This window comes from Pseudomonas hormoni (assembly GCF_018502625.1).
GTDB lineage: Bacteria > Pseudomonadota > Gammaproteobacteria > Pseudomonadales > Pseudomonadaceae > Aquipseudomonas > Aquipseudomonas hormoni.
On record NZ_CP075566.1, the window covers coordinates 4324782 to 4346266 of the forward strand.

The window sequence follows — 21485 nt, forward strand, 5'->3', positions numbered from 1 at the left end:
CGAGCGAATAAAAAAGCACCGAAAGAAACAGACTTAATATCAAAATACCAATACCAGTTAAAAACCTTCCGACTAACAGTCATACCGCCTATCGCCCCCCCCCCCCGCAAAAGCAGCCAACAGGGTGGGCGAAGGTCATAACCTTAGGTGCTTCATATAACGATGTGCGTCATGACCGCAATTGAACAACACATCAAGAATGGTAACTCCATGAGCGAATTCACCCCATAGCTGCGGATACTCAGAATACCCACTATAGTCGAACCAACTCAAACTTATACCCATATCATTGAATATATTTTCTTCGATGTACCCCCGAGCAGAGGGTCCGGATATATATTCAGTTCCACCCGCCTGCGCGCAAAGATCAGCTAGTCGCTCGGTCTTTCCTTCACGCAGCGTATAGTCCCAAGAACTAGTAATGACAGTCTGGATACCAAGGTAATTGCAAACAGCTTCTATCAGAACTCGATTGAGTTGTGATAGATGGGTGTAGGACTGACCGAGGTATAGTGGCTCTAACCATTCAGCAATTTCACAGAAATAGCGAGCCCGGCTATAATTTTGAACCAATGATCTCCAGTGAACAGCAGCCCAGTCTACACCGTCAATCTCAGTCTCTCGGATCTTCTGATGATACTTTCCCTTTACCAACACCGGAACCGTCAACCACTGAACACCTTGCGGAGTTTTAATCTGGTTACGGTTTCTCCAGTCTCGCCGAGTGTATTGCATATCGTCATAGAGGATGAATTCATCCACTGACGAAATCATGTCGAAGTAGCCTTTCCATGGAATATAGTTGGATTGGAGAATGGCGACTTTTTTCAAACCTCTTCTCCAGTGATAATCTTATTCTTTATCCACACCGCGAAGGCGGGAACCAATATGCAATTCGTTAACCGTTGAGAAATAGAGAAACCCCTGAAAAATCTAAGCACGCTACTTCACCAATTGCCAGGAAACTGGCATCTTAATCTGTGAGGTGGGGAACGTCACCCTTTACGCTCGTTTTTTTCTCAAACGTGGCGTGTCGATGCAAAAATGTGAGCGTGATCCCGCCGGCTCTTGCACGCAGCAGCACAGGAAGTCCTGAGCAATTACTAATGCAACCACGCCGAAATTTGGCACCTAAATGCTCACCTAGTACCAGCACCCGTATCAGCGCCTGACTCGTGATGACTCTGGACGCAGTATCAAACGGTCCATTAACCACTACATAATTATCAAGCCACTTGAACCTCTGCATAGATTCCATTGCCTCAAATCAATTTTTTTTGAGCAGAAATGCAGGTAGGGTAAGATGTGCGATTTATCGATCGAGACGCTTTAGTAATGAAATTTTCTATCGTCGCCACGCTGTACCAGTCAGCACCTCACGTTGAGGAGTTTTACCAGCGCGCTAAGCGCGTCGCCGAAAAGCACGCAGGTGATAATTACGAAATCATCCTGGTCAATGACGGATCACCCGATGCTAGCCTTGAAATAGCCGCCAATCTGTCAGCCAAAGACAAACACCTCGTTGTGCTGGACCTCTCGCGCAATTTTGGGCACCACAAAGCCATGATGACCGGCTTGGCGTACGCGACGGGCGACCAAGTCTTCTTGATCGATAGCGACCTCGAAGAAGAGCCTGAGTGGCTTTCAAAATTTCAAGCAGTCTTGACTGACGAGGATTGCGATGTTGTCTATGGAGTCCAAGCCAAGCGTAAAGGCGGATTCTGCGAGCAGTTTTCGGGCTCACTTTTTTACCGGCTTTTCCGCGCACTAACTGGAATTGAACAACCAGACAACATTGTAACAGCCCGCCTGATGTCCAGACGATATGTGAATGCCCTTCTCTTACATAAAGAAAGAGAACTGAACATCGGTGGCTTATGGGTTATTACTGGCTTTAAACAGACCCCACTGGAAATAAAAAAACATTCAACCAGCCCTACCACTTATTCTCTCGGAAAAAAAATAAGCCACTTGGTCAACGCAGTAACCTCTTTCAGCAGTTTGCCACTGGTTTTTACGTTTTACTCTGGACTCATTATATCCACAACCGCAATTGCATTTATTTCTTTACTAACCTTGAAATACCTAATAGTTTCCACAATACCCAGCGGATACACCTCCATTGTGTGCTCCATCTGGCTGTTCTCCGGACTAATAATTTTCTTTATTGGCATTCAAGGAATTTACATATCAAAAATTTTTATCGAAATCAAACAAAGACCCTATACAATCATTCGTCAAGTTTATAGCACAAAAGGCATTAACGATGACCACCAAAAATAATCCTCCGCAGTCGGCCTATGGAATACTGGAGAGGGTCGTTACAACGACACACGCTGACGAGGTTGTAGAGCAAGTACAAAATGTCGGATATGCTATTTTTGAGGCAGGACTTTCAGAAGAGCAGTTGGACGGGCTACGCGTCAGCTTCCAAAAAACACGCGAACTTTACATAGACACGTTTGGAGCTGAATTCCTTAAGAAGCTTGACGAATACCACACCATTCGAGCGCCAATGTTCTATGGTGATAGTGCCTTTCTTGGCCTTGCACTAAACAGAGATCTAATGACCATTGTAGGCCGACTCATCAAAGGTAAATTTATACTCAATCAACAGAACTGCCTAATTAACCCCCCCAACAAAGACTACAATCAAGGAGCATGGCACCGGGACTTACCGTACCAACATTTTGTTTCGAGCTCGCCACTAGCTATCAACGCACTGTTTTGCATCGACGATTTCACCACGAGCAATGGAGCCACCTACGTATTGCCTGCATCACACAAGTCAGAGGAATTTCCATCTCCAAGCTACATTAAAAATAATGCGATTCAGATATCAGCAAAAGCAGGATCATTCATCATACTGGACTGCATGACATTTCATTCCGGCGGCTTTAACTCCACGCCCATAGAGCGACGCGCTATCAATCACGTATTTACAATTCCATATTTCAAACAACAAATTAACATCCCAGCAAACTTAAACCCAGAAAACCTTGACGACATAGAAAAGCAAATATTAGGTTTCAACTATACCGAACCAAAATCTGTGACTGATTATTTTTCAACTCGATAGAACCAGCCAACTTACAAAAAAGAAACTACAAATGACCAAAACATTAGAATCTCTTCAAAAACCCTAAAACAAAAATACTCCGCAGAAAGGATAGACCAAGACTCAATGTGAATACACCCGCTTAATCACACAACAGAGAACGCTCGTTATTAGCAATCTCCAGAGACATGCCAGAGGGTAGCAATTTAAGAATCTACCTACGGGATTCTGGTCGAGCTTCGCAGTAAAGCACCATAGCACTGCTTGACCCGCTGAATATTTTCTGAAGTATATGGAGTGGATAAAGGACTCGCTGATTAAGTAGCAATCCAAGCGCTTTGGGAAAAGTTGTTTTCATTCCAACATTCCGTATTCCTGATTGCTTCGTTCGCTCGACCATAGACAACGACAGCTTCTTGGCCTCGCTGCGCCTCACTAAATAATTAGACAAAGGGTAAAGGATATTGGAAACCGGAAACGTGAGACCAGCAGTATGAACTACGTTCATCCCCTCATCTGCGAGAGTCTTTGATACAGCTTCTTTCGTATACCGTCGATAATGACCCGCTATCTCATCCTCTATCCCCCAGTGCTTCAAAGACCCAGGAACGATAGTTATCATTACTCCATTTTCATTTAGACTATCCTTGCCTCGCTGGATAAATGCCCGCTCACCCTTGTCATCAAAATGCTCCATCACCATACACGAGATAACCAGATCGTAAGCTCCTACAGTATCAGAGCTGAGCCAGTCTTCGTTAACAGCCTGGTACTGGCCGTTTTGAATTTCGACGGAGAACCTGCTTCTTAAGGCAGACACAGTACTTGACTCAAGATCATAAGCCTTGCCAGTCCAACCCATGGACAAAAGCAATGCGGAGATATTCCCCGCCCCAGCACCGATTTCAACGAATGTCCCCGGCTCAAGCTGCCTGAGACGATCCTTCAAATACATGAGCTGCAAAATAGTACCGGGGGGAAGAACGTTCATTTTTGTCTCATTTTTTCCGTGTTCGTAATTCTGGCAGCTCCAGACCTCAATCGTCTATGCCCGATCAGCGTCGGGCACGAAAGTCATGCCCGGATTATACGTAAGCGCTCCATGAACTCCACATTCAAAGCGCTTAGCTGATCCCGGATGCTTTGCTCCCGATTCCCTCAGGAGCCAGCCCACCATGATGCGAGCCGATGCCAAAGTCGAAAAAGTCTATCTCTGCGAAGATGCAGTCCAGAGTCGGTTTTCTCGAAGAAGAAAACGCACTGCTGCATCAACGCCTGTTTGGACGCAAGTCCGAGCAAACGGCTGATCCGGCAACGCCGCAGTCGGCCCTGTTCAATGAGGCGGAAAGCGTCGTAGAGCCCATCGATGACGCCTCTGAAGAAGAAGTTGTTGCGCCGCCCCAACGGCGTGGCAAGCGCGAGCCGCTGCCGGCCGATCTCCCTCGCATCGAAGTCATCACGAACTGCCCGAGCATGAACTGACCTGTGCCTGCGGCTGCCGCAAACACGCCATCGGCGAGGAGGTCAGCGAGCAACTTGAAATCGTGCCGATGCAAATCCGTGTGATCAAACACGCTCGTAAGATCTACAGTTGCCGTGCCTGTGAAACGGCACCGGTCACTGCGGACAAGCCCGCTCAGTTGATTGAAAAAAGAATGGCCAGCCCAAGCGTGCTGGCGATGCTGCTGACCACCAAATACGTGGACGGTTTACTGCTTCATCGTTTCGAAAAAGTACTGGGCCACCATGGCATCGATATCCCGCGTCAGACCTTGGCCCACTGGGTTATCCAGTGCGGCGAACACTCGCAGCCGCTGCTGAATTTAATGCGCGACCAGTTGCTGGAAAGCCGCATCATCCACTGCGATGAAACCCGCGTGCAGGTGTTGAAAGAGCCTGATCGGGAGCCAAGCAGTCAGTCCTGGATGTGGGTGCAAACCGCCCCCCCCCCGAAAAACCTGTGATCCTTTTCGACTACTCCACCAGCCGGGCGCAGGAGGTGCCGACGCGCCTGCTTAATGGCTATCGCGGCCAAAATATTGCCTCACTGCACCCTCATTATTGGCATAAGCACCATGAACCGCCCCTTACACCAACAAACTACAGTGCAGTTTTTTCCGATAAAAACACCAATCAACCAATAGCCCGAGCCAAAACATCCACGACTTGATCTTGCTGTTCCGCCGTCAGACCGACCCAAAGAGGCAGCCGCAATAAGCACTCAGAAAGCGTATCGGTAACTTCCATCGAACCATGAACTCTTCCATAGCGTTGACCACCCGGCGACGAATGAAGAGGAACGTAATGAAATACCGCCGATATATTATTACGCTTCAATCCTTCCAGCACAGATTGGCGATCAACTCCTGGAGCCAGTAACACATAGTACATGTGCGCATTATGCTGACAATCATCAGGCACAAACGGCCGACGCAATAGCCCCTTTTCTTCCAAAGGGGCAAGAGCGGCATGGTAATAGTCCCAAATGGTCAAGCGTTTATCAGTGATGCTACTGGCCTCTTCCAGTTGCGCCCATAGAAATGCCGCGATCAACTCCCCAGGCAAAAATGAAGAACCGACTTCTTGCCAAGTGTACTTATCTACCTGGCCTCTAAAGAAACGACTTCGATCCGTACCTTTTTCACGGATGATTTCAGCGCGCAAAGAAAGTTGCGGATCATTTACTAGAAGCGCTCCCCCCTCGCCTGATATGACATTCTTAGTTTCATGAAAGCTGAATGCACCGATATCGCCAATACTCCCGAGCGCACGCCCCTTATAGCTGGACATCACCCCCTGAGCAGCATCTTCTACCACCTTTAAACCATGATTACGTGCGATATGCATAATCGTGTCCATCTCACAGGACACCCCAGCATAATGAACCGGAACAATGGCCTTGGTACGTGGAGTAATGGCAGCCTCAATCAGCTTTTCATCTAGGTTCAATGTATCTGTACGAATATCCACGAATACAGGAATAGCCCCACGCAACACAAAGGCATTGGCGGTTGAAACAAAGGTATATGAAGGCAGAATCACTTCATCGCCAGGCTGAATATCCAGCAATAACGCGGCCATTTCAAGCGCGGCCGTGCAGGAGTGTGTAAGGAGCGCCGTATTACAACCTGTGCTTTGTTCAATCCATTGATGACAGCGTTTGGTGAAAGAACCATCTCCAGCCAGCATATTTCCAAACTTTGCCTCTGCGATGTAATACAGCTCTTTACCTGTCATGTATGGACGATTGAAATGTATTTTCTCAGTGCTCATGCATGCTCCGACTGGGTAAGTTATGGCGATGGCTCAGTAGGTTTTCGGAGTCGCACTGAAAACCATGGCTAAAAAATTGATACCTCTATCGACTACACGACCGCTGGAGAGGCACCGATCCGAGTTTTCAACTTTTTATATCCTGTGCCACTTCCACTTTACGACAGTATGTCAGATGGGCATGAAATACTGAATATGCACATCGAAACCGGCCCTACCATGGCCAATCGCGTCCGAACGCGGAATTGAACAAATGCGATGCTGATTGCAAGCTACGTACCTACGCCTGGATCGCGCAGGATTTTTTCGCGGGCAAAAAAAAATCCGGAAATCCTCACTTGCGTGGGCCTTCCAGACTTTTAAAACTGCTACAAAAATGGTGGGTCGTGTGGGATTCGAACCTACGACCAATTGGTTAAAAGCCAACTGCTCTACCAACTGAGCTAACGACCCGCTGTGTGGTGGCGCGTATAATACTGATTTTTAAGGACTATTCAACACCTAATTTGAAATAAATCAAAAATAAGGTGTTGGGTCGCCGATTCCGGCCGCTGCGAAGCCTTCAGCACGCAGTCTGCAGCTGTCGCATTTGCCGCATGCACGGCCATTATCGTCGGCTTGATAGCAGGAAACGGTCAGCCCGTAATTGACACCCAGCTTCACGCCCGCCTGGACGATCTGCGCCTTGCTCATGTTTTGCAGCGGCGCCTGGATGCGGAAACCATTGCCTTCTACACCGGCCTTGGTCGCCAGGTTGGCCATGCGCTCGAAGGACTCGATGAACTCGGGACGACAATCCGGGTAACCGGAGTAATCGACGGCGTTCACGCCGATGAAGATGTCACGCGCGCCCAGCACTTCGGCCCAACCCAGCGCGAGGGACAGAAACACCGTGTTGCGCGCCGGCACGTAAGTCACCGGAATACCTTCGCCTGCTTCCTCCGGCACGTCGATGCTGGCGTCGGTCAGTGCCGAGCCACCGATGCCGTTCAGGTTCAGACCGATCACCTTGTGTTCGACTACACCCAAATCCCGGGCAACACGCTCAGCGGCGTGCAATTCGGCATGTGACCGCTGACCGTAGTCGAAACTCATGGTGTAGCAGCTGTAGCCTTCAGCACGGGCCATGGCGACGACAGTGGCCGAATCCAGGCCGCCGGAAAGCAAAATGACCGCACGTTTTTCAGCAGTGTTCAGTTGTTCCGTCATATCAGCGCCCCGGCTCGTCATTCCAAAGATATTTATGCAGCTGCAATTGCAGGCGCACTGGCAGGTTGTCCGCCACCACCCAATCCGCCAGATCCCGAGCATTCAGGTCATGGTGGCTTGGCGAGAACAGTACTTCGCCGGCACGCTGGTCCAGACCGTACTGAATCAGCTTCGATACGGCCCAGTCATAGTCTTCCCGCGAACAGATGACAAATTTCACCTGATCGTTGGGCGTGAGCAGTTCGATGTTCTCGTAGCGGTTGCGATGCGCTTCCTTCGAACCCGGGGTTTTCAGATCGACAACGCGACTGACCCGTGAATCTACCGCCGAGATATCAAGCGCACCACTTGTTTCCAGTGACACTTCGTAACCGGCGTCGCACAACTGCTTGAGCAATGGGATGGCGTTGGGTTGTGCCAGCGGCTCGCCGCCGGTGACACACACATAACGCGGGCGGAAACCGGCCACTTGCTCGAGGATATCGTCGAGCGTGCGGACGGTGCCGCCAGTGAACGCATAGGCGCTGTCGCAGTATTGGCAACGCAGTGGACAACCGGTCAGGCGCACAAAAACAGTGGGCAGCCCGGCAGTCCGCGTTTCACCCTGCAACGAGTAAAAAACTTCGGTGATTCTCAATGTGTCTTGCATAGTCGCCACGGGCGTAACAGCTAAACAGGCTGTCCGCCTCCGTCAGGCACTTCAAGGAACCCCCGCCAATGCGCAGATCCCAAAAAGCGTGTTTCATAAAAAGGGCGTGAATTCTAACGAAAAAACCCGCGACAAGCGCGGGTTTCTTCGAAACGGGTCAAGCAGGCTTACATGCGCTGCAGATCGCGTTGGGCCAGCTGAGCGGCGGAAGTGCCCGGATATTGGGACACTACCTGCTGCAGAATGCCTTTGACCTTGTCGGGATGACCGAGGCGGCGTTCTACATCAGCCAGCTTGTACAGCGAGTCAGGCACTTTGTTGTGCTTTGGATACAGCTGCGACACCTTGGCAAATGCCTGACCTGCACCTTGCAGATCGCCTTTGGCCAGGTTCACTTCGCCCAACCAGTACTGGGCGTTGCCCGCGTACTGGCTGTTCGGGTACTTGCGCAGGAAAGCGGCAAAAGCCTGGCTGGCCTTGTCGAAATCCTTGGCCTTGATCAGGTCGAAGGCTGCATCGTAATACAGTTTTTCCTTCGCCGGATCCGCCGGTTCGCTACCCGCGGCCGGGGCTTGAGCGGCTGCCGCCCCTGCACCTGCGCCAGCTGCTGCACCGGGGGCGTTCAAATCGCCTCCGGTGGAAGAATTCTCAGGAGTCGCGGCTGGTGCAACGCCGGTTCCTATGCGCCGATCAAGATCCTGATATCGCTCCAGGTTTTCCTGTTTCATGCGCGCTACATCATTTTGCAGAACTTCGATGATGCCTTGTTGGCGCGAGATCTGCTCCTGCATCGATTGCAGTTGGTTGAACAGCTCGCCCTGTGCCGAGACAGGGGCCGAAACCCCTCCCCCGGCATAGGCGCCGTTCGTACCGTAACCCGCAGGCGGATAAGTACTCCCGCTATTGTTATAGCCGGAGTCGTTATCGACCACAGGAACCGCAGCCCACACCGCAAGCGGTGCGAGGCTGAGAGCCAAAACAGTTACAGCACGACGGCACGTTCGCATGACGAATTACTTACGCAGTTCGACGCGACGGTTTTGAGCCCAGGACTGCTCGTCGTTGCCGGTAGCAACTGGACGCTCTTCGCCGTAGGAAACCAGTTCCAGCTGAGCTGGGGAAACACCTTGCAGTACCAGGTAGCGTTGAACGGCTTTCGCACGACGCTCGCCCAGTGCCATGTTGTACTCACGAGTACCACGTTCGTCGGTGTTGCCTTCCAGAACAACGCGAGCGCCGTTTGCTTTCAGGTCTTTGGCGTGAACGTCCAGAGCGCGCATGGCTTCTGGCTTCAGGTCCGAGCTGTCGTATTCGAAGTAGAAGGTGGTGATTGCGCGCAGAGCAGCTTCTTCGCTCAGGGAGCCATCAACAGCACCAGTGTTAGCGCCGTAACCAGCGTTTGGATCAACAGCGCCTTCACCGGCGTTGTCGCCGCCTTTGGACGAGCAACCTACAGCTACAGCCATGGCCAGAGCCAGCGCAGCAAATTTACCAAACTTCAGCATTTCCATCGTGAAACTCCTAATGAACCCCAGTGTGTTAAGTAAAACGTGTAGCGCCGCGTCAGTTCAGGTAAGGGGACCAGGAAGGTTCTCTGACTTCGCCTTGTGCGGTAGGAAGCGGGAGCCTTACGCGTCCATTAATGGACACGAGCATCAAGACTCCCCGGCCCTGCTGGCGGGTGGCGTAGATTACCATGGTGCCGTTGGGCGCAACAGTAGGCGACTCGTCCAGAGTGCTATCAGTGAGGATTTTTACGCTTCCGCGCTGCAAATCCTGGGCCGCCACCTTGAAATTAGTGAAGCCATCCTGGCGGTGAATCATCACCAGGGTCTTTTCATCAGCCGAAAGTTTAGGGTTGGCGTTGTAGTTACCGATAAAGGTCACACGCTCCGCACCGCCGCCGCTAACGCTGGATTTGTAGATCTGTGGCTTGCCGCCACGGTCTGAAGTGAAGTAAAGGGTCGAACCATCCTTGCCCCAGAACGGTTCGGTGTTGATGCCGGGACCGTTGGTGACACGAGTGATCTGACGCGAACCCAGGTTCATCACGTAAATGTCCGGGTTACCGTCTTTCGACAGCACGAACGCCAGGCGATTGCCATCCGGCGACCAGGCTGGTGCGCCATTCAGGCCTTCGAAGTTGGTGATCTGCTCACGGCGACCGGTGTCGATGTTCTGCATGAAAATACGCGGACGCTTCTGCTCGAACGACACATAAGCGATGCGCTTGCCATCCGGTGCGAAACGCGGCGACAGGATCGGCTCGCGCGACTGCAGCAGGGTTACAGCGCGAGCACCGTCATAATCCGAACGTTGCAGCGTGTAGCGCGTGTTCTTCTCGGAGAAACGCTCTGCAGTCACGTACAGCAGACGAGTCGAGAACGCACCTTTGATACCGGTGAGTTTTTCGAACGACTGGTCCGCAATGTAGTGCGACATGTCGCGCAGTTGATCAACGCTGCCCGACACGCTGCCGGTCAGCACTTGCTGTTCGGTGGCGACGTTGAACAAAGCGTATTGAACCTGCAGGCGGCCGCCCGCCGGAGCAATGCTGCCGACCATGACGTACTGGGCACCCAGCGCCTTGAAGTCACGGTAGATGATTTCGCTGGCCTGGCTCGGCTGGCTGATCATGTTCTGCTTTGGAATCGGCGAGTAGTAACCCGAGTTGCGCAGGTCGTTACCGATGATTTCGGCCATGTCGTCCGGCAGCACGCTACCGCCCTGGTTGCCGAACGGTACAACGGCGATCGGGGTAGCCCGATCGCTGCCGCTGGTAACCAGAATGTTTTTTTCATCTGCCGCCGCTATCCCTGCCATGCAGCAGATAACGACAAGCATTCCTCGAAGAAGGTTTCTCACTGGGCTAAATCCTCAGGTGTGAATGTCATCTTGAATGAACGATATGGAGCGAAATCACTCGACTTCATTCCCTGCATTTCTACCAAACGTCCAATATTCTTGACTGCCGCTACAGCCGAAGCGTCAAAAGGAGCATCGCCACTGGACTTGGACACGCTGACCGAAGTCACCGTACCGTCCGGCAACATGCCGATTTGCAGCACGACCGTCATGCCTTTACGTGCCGAAGGTGGACGAGTCCAGCCCTCTGCTGCACGCACACGAATCAGGTCATCGAAACTGCCGGCGACTTCGTCACCCTGCTCATCCGCCAAGGCCTGCTGGCGCTGCGGCGTGTCGGAAAGCAAATCTGCCAAGGCCTGAGCCTTCTTCTCTTCGGCGGATTTACGTGCCGCTTCCTGCGATTTCTTCTTCGCAGCATCGGCAGCAGCTTTCTTCTTCGCATCTTCGGCGACTTTCTTTTTCGCCTCTTCAGCTTCAGATTTCTTCTTGGCGTCTTCCGCGGCTTTCTTCTTCGCGTCTTCGACGATCTTCTTCTTGGCTTCTTCCGCGGCCGCTTTCTTGGCCTCTTCTTCAGCCGCTTTCTTGGCTTCTTCTTCAGATTTCTTCTTGGCTATATCAGCCAATTGTTTCTCTTCGGCCTTTTTGGCTTCGGCGGTCTTTTTCGCTTCATCGGCTTTTTTGGCTTCATCAGCCTTTTTAGCCTCTTCCGCTTTCTTGGTCTCGTCGGCCTTCTTGGATTCTTCGGCTTTTTGAGCCGCGTCTTCCTTCTTTTGTTCCGCGGCTTTGATCGCTTCCTGCTCGATCAACTTCTGCTCCATCTGTTCGACTTCGGTCTGGCGCGCGGCGGATTTCTTCGCCTCACCCGCAATCTTCTGATTGGTCTGGGTGGTCGCCTGACTTTTCGACTTCAGTTGGTACAGCGTTGCCTGGACAATCGGCTTGGCTGGCGGCAGTTCCGGTGTGAAGGCAAAACTGACGAACAGCATGCCGAAAACCAGCACGTGCAAGACAATCGCCCAGACACTAGGCCAGAAGTAGCTTTCCGAGGCTGTTGGCTCTCGCTGTTGCTGCATCAGGGCGCCTCGGTAATCAAGCCAACGTTACCGACTCCGGCTTTCTGCAACCCGCCCATCGCGCCCATGACGGAACCGTAATCAACGGTCTTGTCGCCGCGGATGAACACCTGGGTACGCTTGCCGCCTTCAGTACCGGCGCGAATGATCTTGGTCACGGCGTCAGTCATTTGCGGCAAGGTCATTGCCTTGTCCTGCTGCTTTTGCGTGTCGACTTCGCTGCCAAGGTTCCAGTAGTAGGTCTTGTCAGCCTTGATCGAAATGGTCAGGACCTGGGTGTTGTTGTCCTGCGGCAAGGCTTCGCTGGAAACCTTGGGCAGATCAACTTTCACGCCCTGATTGAGCATCGGCGCGGTCACCATGAAGATGACCAGCAGTACCAGCATCACGTCGATGTAAGGCACCACGTTCATCTCGGCGACCGGCTTGCGCTTTTTGCGAGCTCGAGCGATTAAAGCCATTGGAAATTACCTGCTTATTCTTCGCTGGTGTGCACTTTGCGGTGCAGGATCGCCTGGAATTCATCGGCGAAGGTGTAGTAACGGCTGATCAGCGTTTCGCTGCGAGCGGCAAAACGGTTGTAAGCGATAACGGCCGGGATGGCTGCGAACAGACCGATCGCGGTGGCAATCAGTGCCTCGGCGATACCTGGAGCCACAGTGGCGAGGGTCGCTTGCTGGGCAGTCGCCAGACCACGGAAGGAGTTCATGATGCCCCAGACCGTACCGAACAGACCGATGTAAGGGCTGACGGAACCGACGGTTGCGAGGAACGGCAGGCTCTGCTCGAGCTTTTCTTCTTCGCGGGAAATGGCTACGCGCATGGCACGGGCAACGCCTTCCATGACCGCTTCCGGGTCAACGCCTGGCTGCTGGCGCAGACGGGAGAATTCCTTGAAACCGGCACGGAAGATCTGCTCTACGCCCGAATCCGGATCAGGGTTGCTGCCGGCCTGACGGTAGAGCTTGGACAGGTCGATGCCCGACCAGAAGCGCTCTTCAAAGCTCTCCAGGGCACGTCGACCGGCGCGCAGCAAGTTGCTGCGCTGAAAGATCATGATCCATGAGGTCACCGATGCGGCTACCAGGATCAGCATTACCAGTTGCACCACGATACTGGCATTGCTGACCAGGCTCCACATGGAGGAATGGTCGACGACGTTAGCTTCCACGCTTTATCTCCTGCTTTGAGTGTGTACCCGCGCCGCTCACGTCGGCAAAGGCCGCACGTAGAGCTTCGGGAATGGCCCGGGGTTTTAAACTTTCAGTGCGCACACAGGCCACCAAAAACTGCCCTTCGCAGAGCAGCGCATTATCCGTGGCTCGCCTGACCTGCTGTTTGAAGCGCAGGCTGACACGGTTCAATTCGATTACTTCAGCGCTTACCAGGAGTTCGTCGTCCAGTCGCGCCGGCGCGTGATAACGCGCTTCGCTGGAATGCACGACAAACAACAGGTCCTCTCCTGCCAGCTGGGATTGGGCAAAGCCCAGCTCCCGGAGCCGCTCGGTTCGAGCCCGTTCCATAAACTTGAGGTAATTAACGTAATACACGATGCCGCCCGCATCGGTGTCCTCGTAATAAACGCGACAACGATGTGCGAACGGCTCAAGCCCGTTTTGCGCGCGCATACTCTAGTGCTTACTCCTCAGGTTGCCAATCCGGCCAGGCAACTGTTTTTCATTGATTCACGGCTTTCTCGCGAAAGTACGGTCCTAGGACAGCACAATGCCCGAAAATTCTGCCCGCAAATGTTAATTAATCGTCCACGGCATCGAGGAACTCGTCTACCACGGGCATCTCGCCCAATCGTGACGGAATATTTAAACCAAAATGCAGATAGGCATGCCGAGTGACCACTCGCCCCCGCGGTGTGCGCATGATGTAGCCCTGCTGGATCAGGTACGGCTCCAGCACGTCTTCGATGGTGTGTCGCTCCTCGCTGATCGCGGCGGCCAGACTGTCGACGCCGACCGGTCCACCGTCGAACTTCTCGATCATGGTCAACAGCAGACGTCGATCCTGGTGGTCGAAGCCACGCTCATCGACATCCAGCAGATTCAAGGCAAGATCGGCAATCGGCTTGGTGATGTGGCCCTTGGCGCGAACTTCAGCGAAATCACGCACCCGACGCAACAAACGGTTGGCAATTCGCGGCGTACCACGGGCACGGCGAGCGATTTCGAAGGCGCCTTCCGGGTCCAGTGGCAAGCCGAGAATGGTTGCCGAGCGGCTGACAATCGTTGCCAGATCAGCCGTGCTGTAAAACTCGAGACGCTGGACGATCCCGAAACGGTCGCGCAACGGATTGGTCAGCATGCCGGCGCGGGTGGTCGCCCCCACCAGCGTGAACGGCGGCAAATCCAGTTTGATCGAACGCGCAGCCGGCCCTTCGCCAATCATGATGTCGAGCTGGAAATCTTCCATGGCCGGGTACAGCACTTCTTCGACAATCGGCGACAGCCGATGGATTTCGTCGATGAACAGCACGTCGTGAGGCTCAAGGTTGGTCAGCAGTGCAGCCAGGTCACCGGGACGCTCAAGGACCGGGCCGGAGGTGCTTTTGATCGACACGCCCATCTCCTGGGCGATGATGTTGGCCAGGGTGGTTTTACCCAGGCCAGGCGGGCCGAAGATCAGCGTGTGGTCCAGGGATTCGTTACGCCCACGGGCAGCCTGGATGAACAGCTCCATTTGCTCGCGAACGGTCGGCTGACCAATGTATTCGGCCAGACTGACAGGACGAATCGCCCGGTCCTGGACTTCCTCGCGGTCGCGAGGGCCAGGCGTGGCGGCTATCAGACGATCAGCTTCAATCACTTAGATCATTCCCTTCAGGGCACGACGAATCATGTCTTCACTGCTCAAACCTTTCTCCTTGATCGCGGAAATCGCCTTGCTGGCTTCCTGCGGCTTGTAGCCCAGGGAGATCAGCGCGCTGACCGCATCATTTTCGGCGGTCGCGACCGGATGCGGCGCATCTGGCCCACCCGGCTGGTTTGGCACCAGGGCAAACATCGCCGGCACGGTTTCCCAGGCCTTGAAGCGATCCTTGAGTTCCACCAGCAAACGCTCGGCCGTTTTCTTGCCCACGCCAGGCACCTTGGTCAGCGCCGAGGTGTCCTGGGATTGCACGCAACGTACCAGCTCATCGACTTCCAGGCTCGACATCAAGGCCAGCGCCAGTTTCGGCCCCACACCATTGAGACGGATCAACTCACGAAAAAAGTCTCGCTCACGCTTGCTGGCGAAACCATAGAGTAACTGCGCGTCTTCGCGTACGACCAAATGGGTGTGCAGCGTCAGCGGTTCACCGACCGACGGCAAGCGATACAGCGTGGTCATGGGCACTTCCAGCTCATACCCCAGACCGTTTACATCCAGAATCAGGTGCGGCGGCTGTTTCTCAGCCAGTGTGCCGCGCAAGCGTCCAATCACGTTTCAGATCCTTGAGCGTTGGCCAGACCGGTGCTGGCGACTGACAGAACAAGGGTTTTGCGCCGACAACACAGGCGCAAAACCCTCATTCCGTAAAAAATGACTGCTGATGCTATCAGAGACGCAGGCGCCCGCCACGACTGCGTGCCGTGCCCAAGCCATGTGGCAGCAGGCTGGAACGGGTGTGAGCATGGCATATGGCAATCGCCAGGGCGTCCGAGGCATCGATTTGCGGCTTGCTGATCAGTTTCAGCATGTGCATGACCATCATCTGCACCTGCTCTTTATTGGCTGCGCCGGTCCCGGTCACGGCCTGCTTGACCTGGGTGGCGGTGTATTCAGCGATTTCCAGGTTTTCTTCGGCACCGGCAACGATTGCCGCGCCGCGGGCCTGGCCGAGTTTCAACGCAGAGTCGGCGTTGCGTGCCATGAAGACCTTTTCGATACCCATGGTGACCGGGCCGTAGGTCTGGATGACTTCCCGCACGCCGCGATAAACGATTTGCAACCGCTCATGCAGTTCGCCGGAACCGGTGCGAATGCAGCCCGACGCCACGTACACGCAGCCACGCCCGGTATCACGTACCACGCCGTAACCGGTGATGCGCGAACCGGGGTCGATGCCAAGAATTAAAGTCATAACGCCTGCGGTTAAGGTAAGAGCACCATTTTCAATACAGCGAATAACAAATGTGGGAGCTGGCTTGCCTGCGATGGCGTAGGCACATCAAACAATGATGTAGCCTGACACGACGCCATCGCAGGCAAGCCAGCTCCCACATTAGATCTTAGTCGTGCCTGTCAAAGCTGTGCGGCGACTGACTCTGGGATGTCGGCGTTGGAATAGACGTTCTGCACATCATCCAGATCTTCAAGCATGTCGATCAGCTTGAGGACTTTCTCGGCACCTTCCAGGTCCAGTTCGGCGCTGGTGGTCGGCAGCATGACGATTTCCGCATCATCACCTTTGAAACCGGCCGCTTCCAGTGCGTTACGCACAGAGTAGAAACCGGCGAACGAGGTGAACACGTCGATGGAACCGTCTTCGTGGGTGACCACGTCATCGGCGTCGGCTTCCATGGCCGCTTCGATCAAGGCGTCTTCATCAACGCCCGGCGCGAAGGAAATCTGCCCCTTGCGCTCGAACAGATAGGCCACCGAACCGTCGGTACCCAGGTTGCCCCCGCACTTGCTGAACGCATGGCGAACAGCTGCTGCGGTGCGGTTACGGTTGTCGGTCATGCACTCGACCATCACCGCCACGCCACCCGGGCCGTAGCCTTCGTAGCTCAGTTCGACCATGTCGTCGGTGTCGGCGGCACCGGCACCGCGGGCCACCGCGCGATCGATGATGTCGCGGCTCATGTTCGCACCCAGCGCCTTGTCCAGGGCCAGACGCAGACGCGGGTTGGAGCCCGGATCACCGCCGCCCTGACGGGCCGCAACGGTCAGTTCACGAATCCACTTGGTGAAAATCTTGCCCTTCTTGGCATCCTGACGTTCTTTGCGGTGCTTGATGTTCGCCCACTTGGAATGACCCGCCATAACTCGCTCCGAATTCTCTTTGAAACGTTGCCCGCTGTGCACGATGCGCCAGCCAGCAATACAAAAATCTCGACCTAAAGAAAAGGCGCATCCGGGAAGGATGCGCCTTTGCGGTCAGCCTTACTCAGCCTTTGGCGTTTCGCGCAGACGAATGTGCAGTTCGCGCAATGCCTTGGCATCTACAGCACCCGGAGCCTGAGTCATGACGTCAGCCGCGCTCTGGGTTTTCGGGAAAGCGATCACTTCACGGATCGACTGGGCGCCGGTCATCAGCATCACCAGACGGTCCAGACCGAAGGCCAGGCCACCGTGCGGCGGCGCGCCGTATTTCAGGGCGTCGAGCAGGAAGCCGAATTTCTCTTCCTGTTCCGCTTCATTGATACCCAACAGGCGGAATACGGTCTGCTGCATTTCCTTGCGGTGGATACGGATCGAACCGCCACCCAGCTCGGTACCGTTCAGAACCATGTCGTAGGCACGGGACAGCGCGGTCGCCGGGTTGGCTTCCAGTTCTTCCGGGGTGCATTTCGGCGCGGTGAACGGGTGGTGCAAGGCAGTGAAGCTGCCGTCGTCGTTCTCTTCGAACATCGGGAAGTCGACGACCCACATTGGCGCCCACTTGCAGGTCAGCAGGTCCAGGTCGTTGCCGACCTTGATCCGCAACGCGCCCAGGGCTTCGCTGACGATCTTGGCCTTGTCGGCGCCGAAGAACACGATGTCGCCATCGACCGCACCCACGCGATCGAGGATCACGTTGAGGTTGGCTTCAGGGATGTTCTTGACGATTGGCGACTGCAGACCTTCAACGCCTTTGGCGCGCTCGTTGACCTTGATGTACGCCAGGCCCTTCGCACCGTAGATGCCGACGAACTTGGTGTAGTCGTCGATCTGCTTGCGCGGCATGCTCGCCGCGCCAGGAACGCGCAAGGCGGCAACACGGCATTTCGGATCGTTGGCAGGACCGCTGAAGACCTTGAAGTCGACTTCTTTCAGCTGGTCGGCAACGTCCACCAGTTCCAGCGGGTTACGCAGGTCCGGCTTGTCGGAACCGTAACGACGCATGGCTTCTTCGAAGGTCATGTGCGGGAAGTCGCCGAATTCCAGGTCCAGCACTTCCTTGAACAGGTTGCGGATCATGCCTTCGGTGAGGCCCATGATGTCTTTTTCATCGAGGAAGCTGGTTTCGATGTCGATCTGGGTGAATTCAGGCTGACGGTCGGCACGCAGGTCTTCGTCGCGGAAGCATTTGGCGATCTGGTAGTAACGGTCGAAGCCGGCCACCATCAGCAATTGCTTGAACAGCTGCGGCGATTGCGGCAGGGCGAAGAACGAACCGGCGTGAGTACGGCTCGGCACCAGGTAGTCACGTGCGCCTTCAGGCGTGGCACGGGTCAGGATCGGCGTCTCGACGTCGAGGAAGCCGTTTTCGTCCAGGTAGCGGCGGATGCTGGTAGTCATGCGCGAACGCAGACGCAGCTTCTCGGCCATTTCCGGGCGACGCAGATCAAGGAAGCGATAACGCAGGCGGGTTTCTTCACCGACGTCGGAGAACTCGTTCAGTGGGAACGGCGGGGTTTCCGACTCGTTCAGCACTTCCAGCTCGTAGCCCAGGACTTCGATCATGCCCGAGGCCATGTTGGCGTTCGTGGCACCGGCCGGACGCAGGCGAACCTTGCCGGTGATCTTCACGACGTACTCGCTGCGCACGCGGTCGGCGGCGGCGAAGCTCTCGGCGCGGTCCGGGTCGAACACCACCTGGGCCAGACCGTCACGATCACGGATATCGAGGAAAATCACCCCACCGTGGTCACGGCGACGGTGAACCCATCCGCAAAGGGTAATTTCCTGGCCTTCCAGGCTTTCGTTCAGTTGGCCGCAATAATGGCTGCGCATCATGGTCGTGTTTTCACTTCTCGTAATTCGAAATTCGGTTGGAGGCCTTGCACTGCAAGAGCTCGCACGTGTCGTTCAACTCAGGTTCCAGACCCTAGTCGGCTTTGTCGCCGCCGGCCAGATTCTTCTTGGAACCGGTCTTGAAATCGGTTTCGTACCAGCCGGTGCCGCTGAGGCGGAAGCCCGGCATGGACAGCATCTTCTTGAGCTCTGGCGCCTGGCAGGCAGGGCAGTCGACCAGCGGTGCTGCGCTGATCTTTTGAATGGCTTCCAACTGATGACCACAGGAAGCACATTGATAGTCGTACATCGGCATGGGGGTTGTCTCGGCGATCAGATTGCTACCGCACACGCTGGGTTTTGCGGCAAAGAGCGGGATTATATCCATTAAATGCAGCCTGTGCAGCCGTAAGACTGCACAGACCGACACTCGACGCATTCCGCCGCCACGGCTACGCCATGACGACGCAACTCCCCTCCTTCAAGCTGTGCACAACGCAGACAACCCGCACCAACCCGCTGAAGTTCTTCACCCCGCCGTGCCGCAGATGCACTTCGCGATCCACATGGGACAGCAGGGCACTGACCGAGCAGCAATTGATCCTTGCCATTTCCCTCAAGATATCCCAATAAACCTGTTCAAGTCGCAAGCAGGTGGCAAAGCCATTCAAACGTACCGAGCGGGATAATGGCCGAGCCAGTCCCATGTCGAATTCACTGACAAACGGATCGATCCTTACTTCCTTGAACGGACCCAGCCTCCCCTCGTTTAACCTGCTTTCATAAACCATCCGTTGACACTCCTTTGCCATCCCTGGTTTCTATAAGAGCCATGTTGCGGGTCTTATAAAAGCGCAGGCGCAAAGTTATATCCAGATGACTTTATGACCATCGACGTAGGATAAGCCAACAACTGAAGGCGGATCATGGAGACCGTCCTAGTCGGGACAATGTCCTACACGATCGGGTGCAAGATCATTCAACGAACAGGCTTCGAAAAACAGGGCGCGAACAACACCGGGTAGCGTCATCCGCGCACGGGCAGCGTTACTGGTCCAGCAATGAACGCAGCATCCACGCGGTTTTCTCGTGAACCTGCATGCGCTGGGTCAGCAAGTCCGCCGTTGGCTCGTCGCTGACTTTGTCGAGCAAGGGAAAGATCCCGCGTGCAGTCCGCGTGACAGCTTCCTGCCCTTCGACCAGTTGCTTGATCATGTCTTCCGCACTGGGCACACCCGCTTCTTCCTTGATGGAAGAAAGGCGCGCATAAATCGAATAGGCGCCCGGAGCAGGAAAGCCAAGTGCACGAATTCGTTCGGCAATCGAATCGACCGCCAGGGCCAACTCGTTATATTGCTCCTCGAACATCAGGTGCAAGGTCCGAAACATGGGACCGGTGACATTCCAGTGGAAGTTATGGGTTTTCAAATAAAGTACATAAGTGTCCGACAGCAGACGCGAAAGTCCGTCGACGATGGACTTGCGGTCCTCTTCACTGATACCGATATCGATTGCCATGTTTTTCCCCTAAAGGTGATGAATTTCATCCGACAGGTGCAGGACCACTCTAGCAAGCCTGTCGCGCAACCGCAGCCCGGATTGCCCCCGAGACCTGCGACAAATCGCCCCCAATGCACCGCTGGACTCCCTGATTTGAGTAGCTGCAAGCTTTGCTGTTAAATAGACAGTGTGTCGCTGGCGCCTATTTTTTCGGGGCGCTGCGCATAGGCTGATACCGGGTGCGTGCCCAACGCCTCTTATAGTTCTGAAGCGAACCGCGCCCCATCAGCTCTTCCTTGCGATCCGTCTTAACGTGAGTTAATCAAAATGTTGAAAATCGTCCACCTGCTAATGGGCGCAGCAGCCCTGCTGCTGTCCTTCATCCCTAGCCTGCGATCCGAAGCTGTTCCTTACCTGCAACAACCCGATGCGCTGTACCTGGCCTTCTTCGGCCTGCTCAACCTTACCCTCGCACCTGTCATTCCATACTGGAACAAAGGTCCGCGTCATCAACTGCAAAACCTGGTCAGCGCCCTGCTGGTTCTGACTGTCGTTCTGCAAACGCTGACGCTGCTCGCGCCGATGCCTGTCATCGCCGGTCAACCTGCCGTTCTGTTCAGCCTGGTGGCTGCCCTGATCGCCGTTCTTCTGCACCTGGCCATCAGTTTCTACAAATCCTCACCGGCCACCGCTTCGCCAAGCTACGACATGAGCAACCGCGATACCGGCACCGTAAAGTGGTTCAACACCTCCAAAGGCTTCGGCTTCATTTCCCGAGATTCCGGCGATGATATTTTCGTGCATTTCCGGGCCATCCGTGGCGAAGGCCATCGCGTTCTGGTCGAAGGCCAGCGCGTGGAATTCTCCGTCATGAATCGTGACAAGGGCCTGCAAGCCGAAGACGTGATCGCCGCGCTGCCGCGGCGCTGATTCAAGGCTAAAAAAAACCGCGAGCAGCCTGGCTGTTCGCGGTTTTTTATTG

23 protein-coding genes, 1 tRNA gene and 1 pseudogene are annotated in these 21485 nt (G+C 54.5%); 4 read left to right on the forward strand and 21 right to left on the reverse strand.

Annotation, left to right across the window (positions count from 1 at the left end; all coding sequences use genetic code 11):
* Nucleotides 1–135: 135 nt before the first annotated feature.
* On the reverse strand, nucleotides 136–831 hold the full coding sequence (locus KJF94_RS20160) for a WbqC family protein (protein WP_214378213.1): 696 nt from the start codon (nucleotides 829–831) through the stop codon (nucleotides 136–138).
* Between the two features lie 504 nt (nucleotides 832–1335).
* On the opposite strand from KJF94_RS20160, the gene KJF94_RS20165 reads away from it, so the two are divergent.
* Entirely contained in the window at nucleotides 1336–2283 is a 948-nt protein-coding gene (locus KJF94_RS20165; protein ID WP_214378215.1) for a glycosyltransferase family 2 protein, read from the forward strand.
* The gene (locus tag KJF94_RS20170; RefSeq protein WP_214378217.1) at nucleotides 2267–3079 is read left to right on the forward strand and encodes a phytanoyl-CoA dioxygenase family protein; all 813 of its coding nucleotides are present in this window, start codon (nucleotides 2267–2269) and stop codon (nucleotides 3077–3079) included. Before KJF94_RS20165 ends, KJF94_RS20170 begins: the two co-directional genes overlap by 17 nt.
* 193 nt (nucleotides 3080–3272) lie before the next feature.
* Here KJF94_RS20170 and KJF94_RS20175 read toward each other — a convergent pair whose 3' ends face one another.
* On the reverse strand, nucleotides 3273–4049 hold the full coding sequence (locus KJF94_RS20175; protein ID WP_214378219.1) for a class I SAM-dependent methyltransferase: 777 nt from the start codon (nucleotides 4047–4049) through the stop codon (nucleotides 3273–3275).
* 230 nt (nucleotides 4050–4279) lie between these two features.
* On the opposite strand from KJF94_RS20175, the pseudogene tnpC reads away from it, so the two are divergent.
* Nucleotides 4280–5090, forward strand: a pseudogene (gene tnpC / locus KJF94_RS20180) (IS66 family transposase); the annotation flags it as partial.
* Between the two features lie 101 nt (nucleotides 5091–5191).
* On the opposite strand, the gene rffA reads toward tnpC, so the two are convergent.
* From rffA to KJF94_RS20275, 19 genes are all read right to left on the reverse strand, one after another.
* A complete protein-coding gene (rffA, locus tag KJF94_RS20185) occupies nucleotides 5192–6331 on the reverse strand; it encodes a dTDP-4-amino-4,6-dideoxygalactose transaminase (protein ID WP_214378221.1) in 1140 nt (379 codons plus the stop codon).
* A 377-nt stretch (nucleotides 6332–6708) separates the two neighbouring features.
* Nucleotides 6709–6784, reverse strand: a tRNA-Lys gene (locus KJF94_RS20190).
* A 63-nt stretch (nucleotides 6785–6847) separates the two neighbouring features.
* Nucleotides 6848–7540, reverse strand: a complete 693-nt coding sequence (queC, locus tag KJF94_RS20195) for a 7-cyano-7-deazaguanine synthase QueC (RefSeq protein ID WP_214378223.1) — start codon at nucleotides 7538–7540, stop codon at nucleotides 6848–6850.
* A gap of 1 nt (nucleotide 7541) precedes the next feature.
* The gene (gene queE, locus KJF94_RS20200) at nucleotides 7542–8189 is read right to left on the reverse strand and encodes a 7-carboxy-7-deazaguanine synthase QueE (RefSeq protein ID WP_090188884.1); all 648 of its coding nucleotides are present in this window, start codon (nucleotides 8187–8189) and stop codon (nucleotides 7542–7544) included.
* 167 nt (nucleotides 8190–8356) lie between these two features.
* Nucleotides 8357–9196, reverse strand: a complete 840-nt coding sequence (ybgF, locus tag KJF94_RS20205; RefSeq protein ID WP_214378225.1) for a tol-pal system protein YbgF — start codon at nucleotides 9194–9196, stop codon at nucleotides 8357–8359.
* A gap of 6 nt (nucleotides 9197–9202) precedes the next feature.
* On the reverse strand, nucleotides 9203–9700 hold the full coding sequence (gene pal / locus KJF94_RS20210; protein WP_003178634.1) for a peptidoglycan-associated lipoprotein Pal: 498 nt from the start codon (nucleotides 9698–9700) through the stop codon (nucleotides 9203–9205).
* Nucleotides 9701–9752: 52 nt separating this feature from the next.
* On the reverse strand, nucleotides 9753–11033 hold the full coding sequence (gene tolB, locus KJF94_RS20215; protein WP_191623732.1) for a Tol-Pal system beta propeller repeat protein TolB: 1281 nt from the start codon (nucleotides 11031–11033) through the stop codon (nucleotides 9753–9755).
* A 17-nt stretch (nucleotides 11034–11050) separates the two neighbouring features.
* Entirely contained in the window at nucleotides 11051–12130 is a 1080-nt protein-coding gene (tolA, locus tag KJF94_RS20220) for a cell envelope integrity protein TolA (protein ID WP_214378227.1), read from the reverse strand.
* The gene (gene tolR, locus KJF94_RS20225) at nucleotides 12130–12582 is read right to left on the reverse strand and encodes a protein TolR (protein WP_162491085.1); all 453 of its coding nucleotides are present in this window, start codon (nucleotides 12580–12582) and stop codon (nucleotides 12130–12132) included. Before tolR ends, tolA begins: the two co-directional genes overlap by 1 nt.
* A gap of 23 nt (nucleotides 12583–12605) precedes the next feature.
* Nucleotides 12606–13301, reverse strand: a complete 696-nt coding sequence (gene tolQ, locus KJF94_RS20230) for a protein TolQ (RefSeq protein WP_017340467.1) — start codon at nucleotides 13299–13301, stop codon at nucleotides 12606–12608.
* Complete coding sequence (gene ybgC, locus KJF94_RS20235; RefSeq protein WP_008027788.1) at nucleotides 13291–13758, reverse strand: tol-pal system-associated acyl-CoA thioesterase; 468 nt, start codon at nucleotides 13756–13758, stop codon at nucleotides 13291–13293. The genes tolQ and ybgC overlap by 11 nt, the downstream gene beginning before the upstream one ends.
* 127 nt (nucleotides 13759–13885) lie before the next feature.
* Complete coding sequence (gene ruvB, locus KJF94_RS20240; protein ID WP_214378229.1) at nucleotides 13886–14947, reverse strand: Holliday junction branch migration DNA helicase RuvB; 1062 nt, start codon at nucleotides 14945–14947, stop codon at nucleotides 13886–13888.
* Complete coding sequence (gene ruvA / locus KJF94_RS20245; protein WP_017340470.1) at nucleotides 14948–15565, reverse strand: Holliday junction branch migration protein RuvA; 618 nt, start codon at nucleotides 15563–15565, stop codon at nucleotides 14948–14950.
* Nucleotides 15566–15680: 115 nt separating this feature from the next.
* Nucleotides 15681–16205: a crossover junction endodeoxyribonuclease RuvC gene (ruvC, locus tag KJF94_RS20250; RefSeq protein ID WP_017340471.1), complete on the reverse strand. Its 525-nt coding sequence runs from the start codon at nucleotides 16203–16205 to the stop codon at nucleotides 15681–15683.
* A 161-nt stretch (nucleotides 16206–16366) separates the two neighbouring features.
* Nucleotides 16367–17110, reverse strand: a complete 744-nt coding sequence (locus tag KJF94_RS20255; protein WP_214378231.1) for a YebC/PmpR family DNA-binding transcriptional regulator — start codon at nucleotides 17108–17110, stop codon at nucleotides 16367–16369.
* A 120-nt stretch (nucleotides 17111–17230) separates the two neighbouring features.
* Nucleotides 17231–19006, reverse strand: coding sequence for an aspartate--tRNA ligase (aspS, locus tag KJF94_RS20260; protein WP_214378233.1), 1776 nt, complete (start codon nucleotides 19004–19006; stop codon nucleotides 17231–17233).
* Between the two features lie 91 nt (nucleotides 19007–19097).
* Nucleotides 19098–19319, reverse strand: coding sequence for an FmdB family zinc ribbon protein (locus KJF94_RS20265; protein ID WP_010457489.1), 222 nt, complete (start codon nucleotides 19317–19319; stop codon nucleotides 19098–19100).
* A gap of 136 nt (nucleotides 19320–19455) precedes the next feature.
* Nucleotides 19456–19794: a ribbon-helix-helix domain-containing protein gene (locus KJF94_RS20270; RefSeq protein WP_214378235.1), complete on the reverse strand. Its 339-nt coding sequence runs from the start codon at nucleotides 19792–19794 to the stop codon at nucleotides 19456–19458.
* A 256-nt stretch (nucleotides 19795–20050) separates the two neighbouring features.
* Nucleotides 20051–20521: a Dps family protein gene (locus tag KJF94_RS20275; protein WP_214378237.1), complete on the reverse strand. Its 471-nt coding sequence runs from the start codon at nucleotides 20519–20521 to the stop codon at nucleotides 20051–20053.
* A gap of 309 nt (nucleotides 20522–20830) precedes the next feature.
* Between KJF94_RS20275 and KJF94_RS30400 the strand changes: the two genes are divergently transcribed.
* On the forward strand, nucleotides 20831–21433 hold the full coding sequence (locus KJF94_RS30400; RefSeq protein WP_017340476.1) for a cold-shock protein: 603 nt from the start codon (nucleotides 20831–20833) through the stop codon (nucleotides 21431–21433).
* Nucleotides 21434–21485: the final 52 nt, after the last annotated feature.